The organism is Ralstonia sp. AU12-08 (genome assembly GCF_000442475.1).
In the GTDB taxonomy this organism is placed as follows: Bacteria; Pseudomonadota; Gammaproteobacteria; order Burkholderiales; family Burkholderiaceae; genus Ralstonia; species Ralstonia insidiosa.
Genome location: NZ_ASZV01000007.1, coordinates 239407 through 254520, shown reverse-complemented (window position 1 = coordinate 254520; position 15114 = coordinate 239407). Strand labels below are relative to the sequence as shown.

Annotated in this window: 18 protein-coding genes; 10 read left to right on the top strand and 8 right to left on the bottom strand. The window is 63.5% G+C overall.

Annotation, left to right across the window (positions count from 1 at the left end; translation table 11 throughout):
- Positions 1-92 precede the first annotated feature (92 nt).
- The 10 genes from fliL (at position 93) to C404_RS35460 (ending at position 6591) form a co-directional block, all read left to right on the top strand.
- Positions 93-590, top strand: coding sequence for a flagellar basal body-associated protein FliL (gene fliL / locus C404_RS35505; RefSeq protein ID WP_021193485.1), 498 nt, complete (start codon positions 93-95; stop codon positions 588-590).
- A 1-nt stretch (position 591) separates the two neighbouring features.
- On the top strand, positions 592-1599 hold the full coding sequence (gene fliM, locus C404_RS35500) for a flagellar motor switch protein FliM (protein ID WP_021193484.1): 1008 nt from the start codon (positions 592-594) through the stop codon (positions 1597-1599).
- Positions 1589-2041: a flagellar motor switch protein FliN gene (fliN, locus tag C404_RS35495; RefSeq protein ID WP_031328889.1), complete on the top strand. Its 453-nt coding sequence runs from the start codon at positions 1589-1591 to the stop codon at positions 2039-2041. The genes fliM and fliN overlap by 11 nt, the downstream gene beginning before the upstream one ends.
- A gap of 61 nt (positions 2042-2102) precedes the next feature.
- Positions 2103-2492, top strand: a complete 390-nt coding sequence (gene fliO / locus C404_RS35490; protein ID WP_021193482.1) for a flagellar biosynthetic protein FliO — start codon at positions 2103-2105, stop codon at positions 2490-2492.
- Entirely contained in the window at positions 2489-3238 is a 750-nt protein-coding gene (fliP, locus tag C404_RS35485; RefSeq protein ID WP_021193481.1) for a flagellar type III secretion system pore protein FliP, read from the top strand. The genes fliO and fliP overlap by 4 nt, the downstream gene beginning before the upstream one ends.
- 9 nt (positions 3239-3247) lie before the next feature.
- Positions 3248-3517: a flagellar biosynthesis protein FliQ gene (gene fliQ, locus C404_RS35480; protein ID WP_021193480.1), complete on the top strand. Its 270-nt coding sequence runs from the start codon at positions 3248-3250 to the stop codon at positions 3515-3517.
- A gap of 40 nt (positions 3518-3557) precedes the next feature.
- A complete protein-coding gene (fliR, locus tag C404_RS35475; protein WP_021193479.1) occupies positions 3558-4361 on the top strand; it encodes a flagellar biosynthetic protein FliR in 804 nt (267 codons plus the stop codon).
- Positions 4362-4376: 15 nt separating this feature from the next.
- Positions 4377-4820: a hypothetical protein gene (locus C404_RS35470; RefSeq protein ID WP_156667265.1), complete on the top strand. Its 444-nt coding sequence runs from the start codon at positions 4377-4379 to the stop codon at positions 4818-4820.
- A 233-nt stretch (positions 4821-5053) separates the two neighbouring features.
- On the top strand, positions 5054-5782 hold the full coding sequence (locus C404_RS35465) for a 3-ketoacyl-ACP reductase FabG2 (RefSeq protein WP_021193477.1): 729 nt from the start codon (positions 5054-5056) through the stop codon (positions 5780-5782).
- Positions 5782-6591 carry a hypothetical protein gene (locus C404_RS35460; protein ID WP_021193476.1) on the top strand — a complete coding sequence of 270 codons (810 nt, stop codon included), beginning with the start codon at positions 5782-5784 and terminating at the stop codon, positions 6589-6591. Before C404_RS35465 ends, C404_RS35460 begins: the two co-directional genes overlap by 1 nt.
- 9 nt (positions 6592-6600) lie before the next feature.
- On the opposite strand, the gene C404_RS35455 is transcribed toward C404_RS35460, so the two are convergent.
- From C404_RS35455 to flgF, 8 genes are all read right to left on the bottom strand, one after another.
- Entirely contained in the window at positions 6601-7344 is a 744-nt protein-coding gene (locus tag C404_RS35455) for a YoaK family protein (protein ID WP_021193475.1), read from the bottom strand.
- A 67-nt stretch (positions 7345-7411) separates the two neighbouring features.
- Positions 7412-8371 (bottom strand): flagellar hook-associated protein FlgL, encoded by a 960-nt coding sequence (gene flgL / locus C404_RS35450; protein WP_031328888.1) that lies wholly within the window; start codon positions 8369-8371, stop codon positions 7412-7414.
- Between the two features lie 66 nt (positions 8372-8437).
- On the bottom strand, positions 8438-10375 hold the full coding sequence (gene flgK / locus C404_RS35445; protein ID WP_021193473.1) for a flagellar hook-associated protein FlgK: 1938 nt from the start codon (positions 10373-10375) through the stop codon (positions 8438-8440).
- A 118-nt stretch (positions 10376-10493) separates the two neighbouring features.
- Positions 10494-11585, bottom strand: a complete 1092-nt coding sequence (gene flgJ / locus C404_RS35440) for a flagellar assembly peptidoglycan hydrolase FlgJ (RefSeq protein WP_021193472.1) — start codon at positions 11583-11585, stop codon at positions 10494-10496.
- A 16-nt stretch (positions 11586-11601) separates the two neighbouring features.
- A complete protein-coding gene (locus tag C404_RS35435) occupies positions 11602-12735 on the bottom strand; it encodes a flagellar basal body P-ring protein FlgI (RefSeq protein WP_021193471.1) in 1134 nt (377 codons plus the stop codon).
- A 10-nt stretch (positions 12736-12745) separates the two neighbouring features.
- Positions 12746-13495, bottom strand: coding sequence for a flagellar basal body L-ring protein FlgH (locus C404_RS35430; protein ID WP_021193470.1), 750 nt, complete (start codon positions 13493-13495; stop codon positions 12746-12748).
- A gap of 33 nt (positions 13496-13528) precedes the next feature.
- Positions 13529-14311 (bottom strand): flagellar basal-body rod protein FlgG, encoded by a 783-nt coding sequence (flgG, locus tag C404_RS35425; RefSeq protein WP_021193469.1) that lies wholly within the window; start codon positions 14309-14311, stop codon positions 13529-13531.
- 38 nt (positions 14312-14349) lie between these two features.
- Entirely contained in the window at positions 14350-15087 is a 738-nt protein-coding gene (flgF, locus tag C404_RS35420) for a flagellar basal-body rod protein FlgF (RefSeq protein WP_021193468.1), read from the bottom strand.
- Between the last annotated feature and the right edge of the window lie 27 nt (positions 15088-15114).

The following is a 15114-nucleotide window of genomic DNA, read 5'->3' as shown; positions in this document are numbered from 1 at the left end:
TGCCAACCGAGAACCCGACTCTGGAATTTCCGAATTTCGAGCCGGACAGGTCTTCCCCCCGATCGTTGTCCCATTAGCTCCGAGTGATCCCCATGGCCGAAGCCGCTGCCGCCACTACTGCCCCCGCCCCTGCTGCCAAGGGCGGCTCCACCAAGCTGCTGCTGATCATCCTGATCGTGCTCCTGCTCGTCGGCATGGGCGGCGCCGCCGCCTGGTTCTTCCTGGGAGGCGGCAATCACGCTGCATCCCCTGCCGCACCGGCCAAGCCCAAAGAACCGGTGTTCGTGCCAATGGATACCCTGACCGTCAACCTGAAGCCCGAGGAAGGCAACGATCGCTATCTGCAGATCGGCATCACCTTCAAGAGTTTTGACAAGCACGCTGAAGAAGGCATCAAGACCTACACGCCCGAACTGCGCAGCCGGATCCTGACGCTGCTGGCCAGCAAGTCGCCCACCGAGCTGTATCCGGCAGAGGGCAAGGCCGCATTGGCCAAGGAAATCGTCGAACAATGCGAGCAGGTGTTCACGGCTGTCGGCAAGGAATCGCCGGTGGCGGACGTCCTGTTCACCAACTTCGTGATCCAGTGACATGCTCAAGGAAGAGTTTCTTTCCCAGGAGGAGATCGATGCGCTCCTCAAGGGCGTCACCAACGAGGTCGACGAGGAACCTGTCGCGGCCGACCCGTCTGGTGTACGCACCTACAACCTGGGCTCTCAGGAGCGCATCGTCCGTGGGCGCATGCCCACGCTGGAAATCATCAACGAGCGGTTTGCGCGCAACTGGCGCCTGGGGTTGTTCAACTTCATGCGCCGCAACGCGGAAATCTCCGTTGGTCCGGTAAAGGTCCAGAAGTACAGCGAGTTCATCCGCAACCTGGTCGTGCCGGCTGCCATCAACCTCGTGCACGTCAAGCCGCTGCGCGGCACGGCGCTGTTCGTGTTCGACCCCAACCTGATCTTCCTGGTGGTCGACAACCTGTTCGGTGGCGACGGGCGCTTTCACATGCGTGTGGAAGGCCGTGACTTTACCGATGTGGAGCAGCGCATCATCCAGCGCATGCTGCAACTCATGTTCGACCACTATGCCAAGGCCTGGCAGCCGATCTACCCGATCGAGTTCGAACAGCTGCGCATGGAAATGCACACCGAGTTCGCCAACGTCGCCACGCCCAACGAGGTGGTGGTGACGACCAGCTTCAGCGTGGAGCTGGGCAGCAACGGCGGCGACGTGCACATCTGCATGCCCTACACGATGATCGAGCCGATCCGCGACCGGCTCACCTCCGCCATCCAGGGCGAGGCGTTGGAAGTGGACAAGCGCTGGGTGCGGCTGCTCTCGCAGCAGGTGCAGACCGCCGAGGTGGAACTGATTGCCGACTTGACCACCGCCCGCGTGCAGTTTTCCGACCTCCTGAACATGAAGGTGGGCGATGTCTTGCCGGTTGAGCTGGACGAGTCCGTGACCGCCAAGGTGGACGGCGTGCCCGTCATGGAATGCAGCTACGGCACCTTCAACGGTCAATACGCCCTGCGGGTCAACCGCATGCTGAATATGAGCGGCAGTGAATCTGCCATGGAGTCTGAAGATGACAACTGAACCGACCATGAACCCCGAGACCAGCGCCGACGACATCGATGTCGAGATGACGATGGAAGAGGCCATGGCCCTGGAGGCCGCACAGCGCGCTGCAGCCAATCCGCCCGCAGCCACACCAGCCTCCGATTCGGTGTTCAAGCCGCTGGTTGTCGATAGCCCCAGTGCGGCCGGCAACACGCGTAACGACATCGACATGATCCTGGACATCCCCGTGCAGTTGACGGTGGAGCTGGGCCGCACCAAGGTGCCCATCAAGAACCTGCTGCAACTGGCACAGGGCTCGGTGGTGGAGCTGGACGCACTGGCCGGTGAGCCGATGGACGTGCTGGTGAACGGTTACCTGATCGCCCAGGGCGAAGTGGTGGTCGTGAACGAGAAGTTCGGTATCCGCCTGACCGACATCATCACGCCGTCCGAACGTATCCGTAAGTTGAACCGCTGAGTTGAACGGCTAAGCCGTCGCACCCTGCGCAACCACTGCTCCCCCCGGGCAAGGTGTTGAAATGAACCATGCAGTTGATTGGGCCCGCACCTTGGGCGGCCTGTTTGTCGTATTGGCCATGATCGTGGCAGCCGGCTGGCTGCTGCGCAGGCTGCAACAGCGCGCGGGCATGGGCCCTGGGCGCCGCAGCCAGGTCGTCTCGGTCGTGGCGCAGCAGATGCTGGGCGCCCGCGAGAAAGTCGTAGTGGTGGAAGTGGATGGCACGTGGCTGGTGCTGGGCGTTACCCAGCACAACGTGCAGACACTGCACACGCTGCCACGGCCCATTGAGCCCGCCACGCCCGCCGAGCCGAATGCCAACTCCGGTGATGGCGCCAATACCAAACCCCCTTCCTTTGCGGATGCACTGGCTGTCCAGGTCAAGCGCCACCTGACGGGGAAGTCGGAATGAACATGCGTGCTGTTCTTCGTTACCTCGCTGCGCTGGCCCTGCTGTGTGCCACGCCCGCCGTGTTTGCGCAGGCGCAACCGGGCCTACCGCTGCTCTCTGGCACTGCTGGCGGGCAGAGCTACACGCTGCCGGTGCAGACGCTGATCTTTCTCACGTCGCTGGGTTTCTTGCCGGCCATCATCCTGATGATGAGCAGCTTCACGCGTATCGTCATCGTGCTGTCGTTGCTGCGCCATGCGCTGGGCACGCAAACCACGCCGCCCAACCAAGTGCTGATAGGGCTGGCGCTGTTTCTCACGTTCTTCGTCATGTCGCCAGTGCTCGACAAGGTATACACCGACGCCTACGTGCCGCTGCGCGACAACAAGATCACCGTAGAACAAGCCATGGACACGGCCGCCACGCCGCTGCGCCAGTTCATGCTCAAGCAGACGCGCGAGCCGGACCTCGCCCTGTTCGTCAAGATGGGCAACATGCCGCCCATTGCCAGCCCGGAGCAGACGCCCATGCGCGCGCTCATTCCCGCCTTTGTCACCAGCGAGTTGAAGAGCGCATTCCAGATCGGATTTGCCATCTTCATCCCGTTCCTGGTGATCGACATCGTGGTAGCGGCCGTGCTGATGTCGATGGGGATGATGATGGTCACACCGTCGATCTTCTCGCTGCCGTTCAAGATCATGCTGTTCGTGCTGGTGGATGGCTGGCACCTGTTGCTGGGCTCGCTGGCCCAGAGCTTTGTGCAATAAGGAGCCACCATGACACCCGAATACGTATTGGATATGGCGCGCCAGGCGATGCAGGTCGCCATGATGGTGGGCGCGCCCATGCTGTTGGTGTCGCTGGTGGTCGGCCTGCTGATGGCGGTGTTCCAGGCTGCCACGCAGCTGAACGAGCAATCGCTGTCGTTCATTCCCAAGCTGGTGGCCGTAGCCGCCACCATGATCCTGGCGGGCCCATGGCTCGTGAGCGTGATCGTCGACTACACGCGCGATCTGCTCACCAACATCCCCAACTACGTGAATTGACGTAGTCGACTCGCAGCCACCAAACACACCACCCGCCGCCATGATCCAGTTCACCGCCAGCCAGCTCAACGGTTGGATCGCCATGTACTGGTGGCCGCTCGTGCGCATTCTGGCGTTCATTGCGATTGCGCCGCCGTTTGCCAACACAGAAGTGCCGATGTCGATCAAGGTGGCGTTCGGCGTCATTCTCACGGTGGCGCTGGCACCGATCCTGCCGGTGCCGCCTGGCGTGTCCGTGGGCTCTTACGAGGGGTTGTGGATCACCCTGCTGCAAGTGGCGATCGGGCTGTCGCTTGGGTTTTGTGTGCAGCTCGTGTTCAGCGCCATCAGCGGTGCGGGCGAGGTGATGTCGATACAGATGGGCCTGGGCTTTGCCACGCTGGTCGACCCGACACAAACCGAAAGCAGCATGCTGCTCGGCCGCTTTCTCAACCTCACGGCCATCACCGCCTTCATTGCCGGCGACGGCCACCTCGTACTGCTGCACGCCCTGTTCGACAGCTTTACCGCGCTGCCCATCTCGGCTGCGCCGCTGGCCAACCCCGGCTGGCAGGCACTGGCCGAAGGCGGCACCATCGCCTTCGCATTGGCCGTGCGCGTCGCCCTGCCGATCATCGCCATCATGATGATCGTCAACTTGGGCTTTGCCGTGCTGGCACGCACCGCGCAGGCGCTCAACCCGTTTGCGGTGGGCATTTCCGCCACGCTGGTGGTGGGGTTGATGCTGGTTATGGTGATGATGACCTCGCTCGCACCCGTGGTGGAACGGTCGGTCATGGATGCGCTGGAGTTGAGTGGGCGGGCGTTTACTCAGTTTGGGACAAACGGGGCGTTGTCTCGTTGATCGATCTGGCCCGCGGTGACTACTGACTCCGATACGCCGAACAACGCATCACAGGCACCCACTCAACCCCGAGTCCATTGCGGGTTCGCGCAGTTCGCCCTGCATGTGTTGGCCTTCGGGCTCATCATCAACATCACGATGACGGTGATGACGGGAGTCTCGGCAGCAGCGGCTGACAACGCGAAGCTCCTTGCTCTCGTTTCCGGCTTTGCAAGTACCCTGCTGGCGTGGGGCTTTGTGGTACTCGCGCAGCGATTGCCCTTTGGACACCGACCTCGGCACATCGCCATCGCTGTGTTTTCGATCGTCCTCTTGCTGAGTCTGCTGAGCGCCAAGACAGCGATTGCTGTCATACAGCCATTTCACCTACAGGAAATGGTGCAGGCGTTGGTCCACATACCAGCCATCTTGCTGTCGGCGGGCAGCCTGATCTGCCTGCTGACACGTAGCCGCTCGTAGTCGCCTCACGTTTCGCCATCGGTTGGCCTCTTTGGACAGGGCTGCCGGTCACAATCCGATCCGCGCCGACTGCTCAGCCGCGCCCTAGCCGGAACGATGGGAAGCCTCCGGGCACAGGGTGTTAGTCTTGCGCAATTGCACAGCCACGCCGGTGGCCAGCCTCTAGCCCAAGCGATCATCGAATCGAACCCGCCCACCGGTTTTCAAGCATTCAGCAAAGGGAGTCTCACCACATGAGCCGCCGTGTTCTCGTGACGGGCGCAAGCCGTGGCATTGGCCGCGCAATCGCATACCAACTGGCGTCTGACGGGTTCGACGTCTCGGTCCACTGCCGCAGCGGCCGCAAAGAGGCCGAGGCCATCGTTGCCGACATCCAAACCCAGGGCGGTGCCGCCCGCGTCCTGCAATTCGACGTGCGTGACCGCAGGGCCTGCCGTACGCAACTCGAAGCCGATGTGGAAGCACACGGCGCCTACTACGGCATCGTGCTGTGCGCGGGCGTCACGCGCGACGCGGCCTTCCCTGCCCTGACAGACGAAGACTGGGACATCGTGCTGGAGACCGGCCTGGACGGTTTCTACAACGTCGTGCACCCGCTCACCATGCCAATGGTGCGTGCACGCCAGGGCGGGCGCATCGTCGCCATTGCCTCAGTCTCGGGCGTGATGGGCAACCGCGGGCAGGTCAACTACAGCGCGGCCAAGGCGGGGTTGATTGGCGCGACAAAGGCGCTGGCGGTGGAGCTGGCCTCGCGCCGCATCACCGTCAACTGCGTGGCACCGGGGCTGATCGAGACCGAGATGCTGGCGCACATGGAGCACCTGGATCAAGCGCTGGAAGCAGTACCGATGAACCGCGTCGGGCAGCCGGCAGAGGTGGCTGCCGTCGTGGGCTTTCTGATGTCGGATGCGGCGTCATATGTCACCCGGCAGGTGATTGGCGTCAACGGCGGCATGATCTGATGAAGCGCAAGAAGACGCCCACAGCGCCCACGCTCACGACAGAACCCGTCCTCAAACGCAACCTCGCCCGCCGGCTGGCGAGCCGCTTTGCCTTGCGGCTGCACGTGGTGCTGATCGTGCTCTGGTCGCTGGCATGGGGTGCGGCCTGCAACAAGCTGCTGCACTTGGCGGGGTTGGACTCGCCGCCGTGGCGCTACAGCATCGCCACCGTGGCCGCGTGGCTGGCAATGCTCGTTGCCTTCAAGCTGTGGCTGGCTTATGCGGGATTCACGCAGCGTCGCAAACAGCAAAGCGCACGAGGCTGGCAGAGCGATTCGATTGCCGATGCAGCCGCAGATGCGATCGACTTTGGCTCCGGTCTCCCCTTGCCGCGGTTTGGCGGCAATATCGGGCGTACGGCCGCGCGGCCTGGCCCCATTGGCGGGCAAGGCCGCGCATTTGGCGGTGGCGGCACCTCGGCCGATTTCGAACCGCTGGCCGATGCAGCCGATTCATCTCTGCTGGGTGACGCCGGCAGCGGCGTGGCAGACAGCCTGTCTTCTGCAGACGAGGCGCTACCGCTGGTCTTGGTGATTGCTGTGGTGGCGGCCGCTGTGACAGCATGCCTTGGCGTGCTGACGTACTTCTACACGCAAGGGCCGATGCTGCTGTCGGAAGCCGCGTTCGAGGTGCTGCTGGCGGGCGGGCTGCTTCGTTCCGTACGGCGGGCAGATGAGGGCGACTGGCTGCGCACCATCGTCGTCAGAACAGCCGTGCCGTGGCTCATCGTGCTGGGCTGTGCCATCGGCGTCGGGTTGGTGCTGCGCTGAGCGGCAGGCCTATCGCCGGCGCGACATCAGATCATCCACCACCGGCACCACGGCCAGCAGCATCAGGATCGACGCCAGCGGAATGGTCGCCGCATAACCCACGTGCTTGAAACCCAGCGCCCCCGCCACGCCACCCACGAAGAACATCCCCAGCAGGGAAACCAACAAGCGCAGCTTGGGCAGGTTGGCGACCACGGCCGGTAGATTGCGGTGCCCGTGGTTCCAGTACAGCGCCTTGCCGACCTCGATGCCGATATCAGTGGCCAGACCAGTCACGTGGGTGGTGCGGATCTCCGCCTTCGAAATCTTGGTGATGATGGCGTTCTGCAGCCCCATCAAGAAGCACAGCAGCGCTACGGTGGCCGGCACGAACACGACGCGGTATTGCCCGAGCGACGTGCCCATCAGCCCGAAGAGCAGCAGCAGCGCGGCCTCCAGCATGAGGGGCAGCGCAAACTCGCTTTGCGTGCTGCGCCGGCGGCCCCAGTTGACGAGTACCGCCGTACAGGCCGCTCCGCACAGAAACGCCAGCAGCGAGGCAAAGCCCGCCAGCACGAGCACCACGTCGCCCAGCACAAGGTCATCGGCCATTGCCGAGACAATGCCGGACATATGCGACGTGTACTGTTTGACGGCGAGAAAACCGCCTGCGTTGGCGGCGCCGGCCACGAAAGCCAGCGATTGCCCCAGCCGGCGGTTGGCGTCTTCCGTACGTTCGGGGCTGGTCAGGCGGCGGAGATATTGAATGGGCATGACCAGTCCTGACGGTAGGCGAGCCGACATGATACGCCGCGCCCCCTGACCGCCTCTGGTCAGCCGATCAAGGATTGAAGTACTGGAACAGCGACATGCCCTGCATGGCCGTAAACGTCTTCTGCGCGGCCTGCAACGACACCTGCTGTTGGGCAAACTGCGAAATGGCGGTGGTGTAGTCCACCGACTGCAGCTTGGAGATCTGCTCCTTCAACTGCTCGCCGTAGCTCGAGCCGCTGCTGTTGAGCGTGGTGATCTGCGCCTGCTGCGTGCCCACGGTCACCTGCGCCTGCAGGGCGACCTGGTAAGCGTTGTCGAGGTTGCCCTGCGCCGTCTGCACGGCCTTCTGCAGGTTGGCAACATCGGTGGCCTGGGTGGCCGGGTTGATCGGGGTGGACAGTGCCGTGATCAGGTTTTCGTACGTCTTGAAGATGCTTTGATTGGCGCTCGGGTTGGCCGGGTCCGTATTGGCAATGCGCACGAACACCGAGTCGCCCGCCACCGAGTTCGGCATCGATACGTTCTGAGAGACCTGCACCGTGGGCGGCTGTCCGCTGCCGACGTACTGCACGGTGCCACCCGAATTGACGAACGGGTCGGTCGTGCCGTTGGCGCCACCGAACAACGCCACGCCTGAGGCATCGCGCTGGTTGGCGGTGGCGAGCAACTGCTGATACTGCTGCTTGACCTGCGCCAGCACACCAATGCGCTGCGAATCCGTCATCAGCGAGGTATTGGCCGACACCAGGCTCTGCTTGCCCTGCTGCAGCGTGGTCGCCAGGTTGGTGAGCGCTGACGACACGTTGGTCAGGCGCGCATCGGTGGCGTCGCGGTTGGCCTGGTATTGATCATTGGCGTCCTGCGTCTGCTGCAGCTGCGACATCTGGCCGAACGCGCTCGGGTTGTCACCCGCGCTGGTGAGCGCAATGCCGCTCGCAATCTGCTGCTGCAGCGTCATCAGGTTCGACTGCGTGTTCTGCATGGAAGCAGTGGATGCAGCAAAGAATTGGGCGGTACTGACTCGCATGATCGGTCCGGACGAAGGGCTTTAGGACGTTATCGGCACGTTGGCGCGATTCTTCAATCGTGTGCGTTAGCCGCCGGCAATCGACAGCAGTGAATCGAACAGCGTATTCGCCGTCTGCATCACCTTGGCCGATGCCTGGTAGGCCTGCTGATACTTCATCAGGTTCATTGCCTCGTCATCCAGGCTCACGCCCGACACAGACGACTGCTGCTGCTGCGAGCTTGCCAGCAGCGCCTTCTGCGAGGTCAGGTTGCTGCTGGCCGTGTTGGCCTGTACGCCCACCTTGGTGACGAGGTTGTTCCACGACGAGCCGATCGAGGTGGTGCCGCCGTCGAGCAGCGTGGCATTGCGCAGCTTGGCCAGCGCGCTGGCGTTGCCGCCGTCGGTGCTGTTGGCGGTGTTGGCCGAGACGGCAAACGTGTCGTTGTTGGCCGGTGTGCCCGACAACGTCAGCTGCACGCCATTGAACGAGTACGTCGCACCCTGCGTGTACGGCGCAGTGCCGCCGCTGTATGTCGTGTTGGTGCCGTTGACGTTGACCGTCACGCTGCCCGGGAAACCCGAGAGCGAGCCACCCACCGCCGAGCTGTACGTCAGGTTGACCGGCGACGTGAGCGGCGCGCCGGCGTACGTGCCGTCCACACCAATGGACGACACCGTAGCGCTGCCCGTGTTGTTGCTGCCCTGGTTGAGCACCACCGGCGTGGCGGCTGCCACGTTGTGATAGTCGGTGGTGAGCGTCTGCATGCTCGATGCCGCATTGGCGGTCGGGCGCACCAGGAACGAATCCCCACTGTTCATGGTGCCCGACAGGTTCATCGTGACGCCATCAATGGTGGTCGGCCAGCTCGTCACCGTCACGGAAGCAGAGCCATCCGGGTAGTGCGAGACGGTGTAGGCGCCGCCCTGGTACTTGATCTGGTAGTCGTAACCTTGGCCCGCATTGGCGTTGGTGATGCTGGCCGTGACGGTAGCGCTGCCGGTGTTGTTGCTGCTGGCGGCAACAGTGGGGCCAGCCACGGAGAAGAGGTTCGTCCCCATCTTGCCGTTGGCGTCCATGCCCAGGTTGTTCTGCGCGTTCACGTCGGCCGACACGGCCGCAGCCAGCTTGCCCAGGCTGTTCTGCGCCGGGATGAGCGTGTTGCGGCGGAAATCCAGCAGCCCCCCCAGGGCGCCGCCGCCCAGTTGGCTGTCGTCAATGTTGACAGTGCCGGCCGGGCTCTTGTAGCCCACCGACAGTTGCGTCGGGTCGTACTGCGACGGCACGGCCGCCAGCTGGTAGCTCTGGTTGCCCTGCACGAGCGCCTGACCATTGCCCACGTAGATGTTGTACTGACCGTCACCGGTCTGCACCACGCTGGCCTTGATCGACTTGTTGAGCGTCTGCACGAGCTGGTCGCGCTGGTCACGCAGGTCATTGGCAGGCTGACCGGTGGAGGCCTCCGCCTTGGCAATCTGGTCGTTCAGGCCAGCAATCTGCTGCGCCACGCTGTTGACCGAGCTGATCTGTGTCTGCACCTGCGTGTTGACCTGGCCAGACAGCGAGGTCAACTGGCCGGCAATCGAATTGAAACGGCTCTGCAAGCCCGCCGCGGCGTTCAGGAACACCTGGCGTGCGGTGGTGCTCGACGGGTTGGACGTCAGACCGTCGGCCCCGTTGAAGAAGCTGGTCAGCGCCGAGGAGAGGCCGCTGTTGCTGTCCGACATGTACTGGCTCAGGCCGGACACCAGGCTGTTGAGCTGGTCAGCCGAGCTGGTGGCGGCCTGGCCGCTCTGCACCTGGGCCGTCAGGAACTGGTCGTAGATACGCTTGACGGTCGTCACATTCGCACCCTGCCCCAGATAGCCGACGCCGGCGTACAGCGGAATGTTCTCCGTCTGTACGGCCTCTTGGCGTGAATAGCCAGGCGTGTTGGCGTTGGCGATGTTGTTGCCGGTCACCTGTAGGTTGATATTGGCGACCTGCAGGCCGGTCGCGCCAATATTCAGGAGGGAGCTGCTCATGTTTGTCTCGATGCAGGCAGCACAGTGCCGCCAAGATGGACCCTACAAACAACATCGGCCGGCTCTGATCAAACTTGAGCCGGCCGACACTATTGGTTTTTCTTGTTGATAGCGAACGTCAAACGATCTGTTTGAGCACCGCCATGATCTTGTTGGCGTAGTTCGGGTCTGTGGCGTAACCCGCACGTTGCAAGCCCTTGGCAAACGAGGCCGCATCGTTACCGTTGCCCGCCGCCACGACGTTGCTGTAGCGCGGGTTGTTGGCCAGCAGATTGGCGTAGTCCTTGAACGCCTCGGCGTACGAGCCGTAGGCGCGGAACTTCTCCTGGACCTTGTGCGCGACCCCGCCCACGTATTCGGTGGTGGTCACCGTGGCCGTCTTGCCCGTCCACGAGCCGCCGGCCTTGATGCCGAACAGGTTGTGCGTGTTGGTGCCGTCGCTGGACTTGATTTCGCGGCGCCCCCAGCCGGACTCCAGTGCGGCGTGGCCGATCATGAAGTTGGCCGGAATGCCGGTTTCCTGCGCGGCCTGCGAGGCGTGGCCGATCAGCTTGTTATAGAAGCTGGCCATGCGATCACCACGCGGCTCGGAAGCCACGGTCGACAAATCTACATCCGGCAGTGCGCCGGTCGACTGGCCGCTCTGGTCTGCCCCGGCCTGCTTGCGCAGGGCAGCCAAGGCGCGCTGCACGCGCTCTTCCAGACCCGGGCGCGGCACGGTGCTGATGCCCGAGCCATCGTCTTCCGTGCCGGGCGCAACCGCAGCGGCCATGCTGTTGAGCGACGAGCGGGCGATGGCCTTGGCCGCGTCGGCCGTGGAGCCAGCGGCCCCGGGCAAGGCGGTATTTGTCGCGGTAGTGTTGGACAGCGCGGTATTCACCGGCCCACCGGCATCCGGGTTCACGTGGTTGGCCTGACGCAGCATCTGCTTGAGCAACTGATCCGCCACGCCCACACCGCGCGATGCCATCGTCTGCGAGAGCTGCTGGTCAAGCATCGACGTGTACATCTTGGTCGACGATGAATCGAACGGCCCGTTCTGCGGCGATGCATCGCGCATCTGCTTAAGCATCATGTTCACGAAGATCGCGTCGAACTGCTTGGCGACGGTCTTGGCGGCGCCGGTCGGGTCGGTGCGTGCGGCTTGCTTGAGCGACTCGAACCCTGTGGAGTCGAGCGCCAGGCGGCTGGTGAGGTCGGTCGGGTTCATCGCGTCGGCCCCTGCTTTAGATGATTTCCAGCTCGGCGCGCAGGGCGTTGGCCGCCTTCATCGCCTGCAGGATCGAAATCAGGTCTTGCGGGTTGGCGCCGATCGCGTTGATGGCCTTGACCACATCTGCCAGGTTGGTGCCGCCCTTCACGTTGATGAGGCTGCCGCCTGCCTGCTTGACCTCGATGTTCGAACGTGCGGCCGCCACGGTCTGGCCTTGCGAGAACGGCGCCGGCTGGCTGACCACCGGCTCGGTGCTGATGGTGACCGACAGGCTGCCGTGTGCCACCGCGCAGGGCTCGAGCTTGACGAGCTGGTTCATCACCACCGAGCCCGTACGCGCGTTGACCACCACGCGTGCGGCGGCCAGCGCCGGCGTCACGTCAATGTTCTGCAACTTGGCGAGAAACCCGACGCGGTCCGATGCCAGCGCCGGCGCACGCACGTTGATCGTGCGGCCGTCGGCGGCCTGGGCGGTGTCGGTGCCGAACTGCTTGTTGATGGCGTTGACGATGTTCTGCACCGTACCGAAGTCCGTCGTGCCGGTGTCGAGCTGGATGCTGCCGGCTTCGCCCACCGTGGCCTGCACTGCGCGCTCCACCGTCGCCCCGTTGGCGATGCGGCCGGCGCCCAGCTGGTTGATCTGCACCTTGCTGCCGTTGGCCGACGCACCCGCGCCGCCAATCACCACGTTGCCCTGCGCCAGGGCGTACAACTGGCCATCCACGCCCTTGAGCGGCGTGAGCAGCAGCGTACCGCCGCGCAGGCTCTTGGCGTTACCAATGGAAGACACCGTCACGTCGATGGTCTGCCCCGGCCGCACAAAGGCAGGCAGCGCCGCCGTCACCACCACGGCGGCGGTGTTCTTGAGCTGGATGCTGGCGCCGGCCGGCACGTTGATGCCGAACTGCGTGAGCATGTTGTTGAAGCTCTGGATCGTGAACGGCGTCTGCGTGGTCTGGTCACCACTGCCATCCAGGCCGACGACCAGGCCGTAGCCGATCAGCGCGTTCTCACGCACACCGGCAACACTGGTCAGATCCTTGATGCGGTCGGCGTGCGCCAACGTGGGAGCAAACCCAGCAATCGCGCTCAATGCCAACAGGACGGCACCAAGGGTGCGATGTAACGTCGTGCGATACAAAGTCATGGCCGCTTCCTTAGAACGGTGACACGGTCAGGAAGAAGCGCGACAGCCAGCCCATCTGCTGGGCTTCGGCCACGTAGCCGGTGCCGCGGTATTCCATGCGTGCATCCGCCACCTGGGTGGACAGCACGGTGTTCTGGTTGTTGACGGTGGTCGGGTTGATCACGCCTGAGAACTTGATCGACTCGGTGCCCTGGCCCACGGCCATCTGCTTCTCGCCGCTCACCACCAGGTTGCCGTTGCCGAGCACTTCCACCACCGTCACGGTAATGGTGGCGGTGAAGTTGTTCTGCGCACCGTTGGCGCCCTTGCTGTCGAACTTGTTGGCGTCGCTGGCCGACACGCCCAGCAGCGACAGCACGCCCGGGTTCATGCCAGCAAACGTGGGCACCGACGTGGTCTTGCTGCCGCTGCGGTCCACGCTGCCGGAAGTCTGCTTGCTGGCTGCCGTGTTCTCGGTAATCACGATGGTGATGGTGTCGCCCACCATGTGTGCGCGGCGGTCTTCGAACATGCCGCGAAAGCCGCCGCTGCCCGATGCAACCTCTTGGTAGATCGCCCCGTTCTGACGCGGTGCCATGACGGGCATGGGCGGACGCGCCGTGGTCGGGCCCTGCACAATCGGCGCCGGCGGCGGCAGGAAGCCGCACGCCGTAGCGAGCAGAGCCGCCGTGCCAAGCACGGCCAGTTTGGCGATTCGCACAGCGCGGCCGCCGTGCTGAATCTGTTCCTGTTGGAGCGAGTAGACCGGGGGGGTTTGCATCGCAAGACTTCCTTAAAAACTGCGCTGCCCAGCTTAGAGCTGCGACAGCTTCTCCAGCATCTGGTCGGACGTCTGCACCGACTTGCTGTTGATCTCGTACGCACGCTGCGTCTGAATCATGTTGACCATTTCTTCCACCACGTTCACGTTGGACGTTTCCACGTAGTTCTGGTTGAGCACACCCGTGCCGTTGGAACCCGGGTTAGCCAGGTTGGCTGTGCCGGCGGCTTCGGTCTCTGCATACAGGTTCTCGCCCATGCTGCGCAGACCGGCCGGGTTGATGAAGTTGGCCAACTGGAACGTGCCGACCTGGGTGTTGTTGACCGAGCCAGGCGTGGTGACCGTCACCACACCATCCTTGCCCACGGTGAGGCTGGTGGCGTTCTGCGGAATGGTGATGGCCGGCTGGATCGGGTAACCGCTGGAGGTCACCAACTGACCCTGCGCGTTGACCTGGAAACTGCCGTCGCGCGTATAGGCCAGGGTGCCATCAGGCATCTGCACCTGGAAGAAGCCGTTGCCGTTGATGGCCACGTCGGTCGCGTTGCCGGTTTGCGTCAGGTTGCCCTGCGTGTGCAAGCGCTCGGTGGCGACGATGCGCACACCGGTACCGACCTGCATGCCCGAAGGCAGCGTGGTCTGTTGCGACGATTGCGCCCCCGGCTCACGCACATTTTGGTACAGCAAGTCTTCGAACACGGCGCGCGAGCGCTTGAAGCCCGTCGTGTTGACGTTCGCGAGGTTGTTCGAGATGACATCCAGCTGCGATTGCTGGGCATCCATCCCGGTCTTGGAAATCCACAGGGAGCGAATCATGTTCGAGTCCTTGGTTGATTCAGTTCACACGCAACGCATCAAGCGTGGCGCAGCAGTTCATTGGCCGACTGAGCATTCGTGTCGCTCGTCTGCAGCGATTTCATCTGCATCTCGAGTTGGCGCGAAATTTCAATCATGTTGACCAGCGAGTCGGTCAGGTTGACGTTGCTGCCTTCCAGTGCGCCGGGCGTGATGCGCACGTTTTCATTCGTGTCGGCGTCCTGCCCATCACGCTGACGGAACAGGCCGTCAGTGCCACGGTTCAGGTTGGAAGGGTCAATGCTGACCAGCTTCAGACGGCCCAGCGACACCGGCGGCGTGACGTTGTCCGCGCTGATGGCATTGACCGTGCCGTCCTTGGCAAACTGCACCGTCGTGTTGGGCGGCAGCGTGATCGGGCCGCCATCACCCATCACCGGCTGGCCGGCCAGGGTGACGATGGTGCCGTCGGCACTCAGTTGAAACGTGCCCGCGCGGGTGTACGCCTCGGAGCCATCCGCGGCCTGCACGGCAAAGTAGCCCTGCCCGTCGACTGCCACATCCAGAGAACGGCCGGTGGTCTCGATCGGGCCTGGCGTCACGTCTGTGCCGATGGCCGATGCCATCACATAGCTGCGCGTGGGCGAGCCATCGCCCTGCACACCCACCGTATGGAACGCGTCGATCTGCGCCTTGAAGCCGGTGGTGCTGGCGTTGGCCAGGTTGTTGGCGCTGGCGGCCTGTTGGTCGAACAGGTGCTTCACGCCAGTCATCGACACGTAAATCGAGCGGTCCATGCGAGGTTCCTAGATGGGCGTTCAGGT

Excerpts from the sequence above, each read along its gene's own strand:
- C404_RS35455 (WP_021193475.1), bottom strand. The coding sequence starts at position 7,344 with ATGCCCATTCAATATCTCCGCCGCCTGACCAGCCCCGAACGTACGGAA.
- fliQ (WP_021193480.1), top strand. The coding sequence starts at position 3,248 with ATGACACCCGAATACGTATTGGATATGGCGCGCCAGGCGATGCAGGTC.
- fliM (WP_021193484.1), top strand. The coding sequence starts at position 592 with ATGCTCAAGGAAGAGTTTCTTTCCCAGGAGGAGATCGATGCGCTCCTC.
- fliN (WP_031328889.1), top strand. The coding sequence starts at position 1,589 with ATGACAACTGAACCGACCATGAACCCCGAGACCAGCGCCGACGACATC.
- flgG (WP_021193469.1), bottom strand. The coding sequence starts at position 14,311 with ATGATTCGCTCCCTGTGGATTTCCAAGACCGGGATGGATGCCCAGCAA.
- C404_RS35465 (WP_021193477.1), top strand. The coding sequence starts at position 5,054 with ATGAGCCGCCGTGTTCTCGTGACGGGCGCAAGCCGTGGCATTGGCCGC.
- flgF (WP_021193468.1), bottom strand. The coding sequence starts at position 15,087 with ATGGACCGCTCGATTTACGTGTCGATGACTGGCGTGAAGCACCTGTTC.
- C404_RS35435 (WP_021193471.1), bottom strand. The coding sequence starts at position 12,735 with ATGACTTTGTATCGCACGACGTTACATCGCACCCTTGGTGCCGTCCTG.
- fliP (WP_021193481.1), top strand. The coding sequence starts at position 2,489 with ATGAACATGCGTGCTGTTCTTCGTTACCTCGCTGCGCTGGCCCTGCTG.
- fliR (WP_021193479.1), top strand. The coding sequence starts at position 3,558 with ATGATCCAGTTCACCGCCAGCCAGCTCAACGGTTGGATCGCCATGTAC.
- flgK (WP_021193473.1), bottom strand. The coding sequence starts at position 10,375 with ATGAGCAGCTCCCTCCTGAATATTGGCGCGACCGGCCTGCAGGTCGCC.
- fliL (WP_021193485.1), top strand. The coding sequence starts at position 93 with ATGGCCGAAGCCGCTGCCGCCACTACTGCCCCCGCCCCTGCTGCCAAG.
- flgJ (WP_021193472.1), bottom strand. The coding sequence starts at position 11,585 with ATGAACCCGACCGACCTCACCAGCCGCCTGGCGCTCGACTCCACAGGG.
- C404_RS35460 (WP_021193476.1), top strand. The coding sequence starts at position 5,782 with ATGAAGCGCAAGAAGACGCCCACAGCGCCCACGCTCACGACAGAACCC.
- fliO (WP_021193482.1), top strand. The coding sequence starts at position 2,103 with ATGAACCATGCAGTTGATTGGGCCCGCACCTTGGGCGGCCTGTTTGTC.
- C404_RS35430 (WP_021193470.1), bottom strand. The coding sequence starts at position 13,495 with ATGCAAACCCCCCCGGTCTACTCGCTCCAACAGGAACAGATTCAGCAC.
- flgL (WP_031328888.1), bottom strand. The coding sequence starts at position 8,371 with ATGCGAGTCAGTACCGCCCAATTCTTTGCTGCATCCACTGCTTCCATG.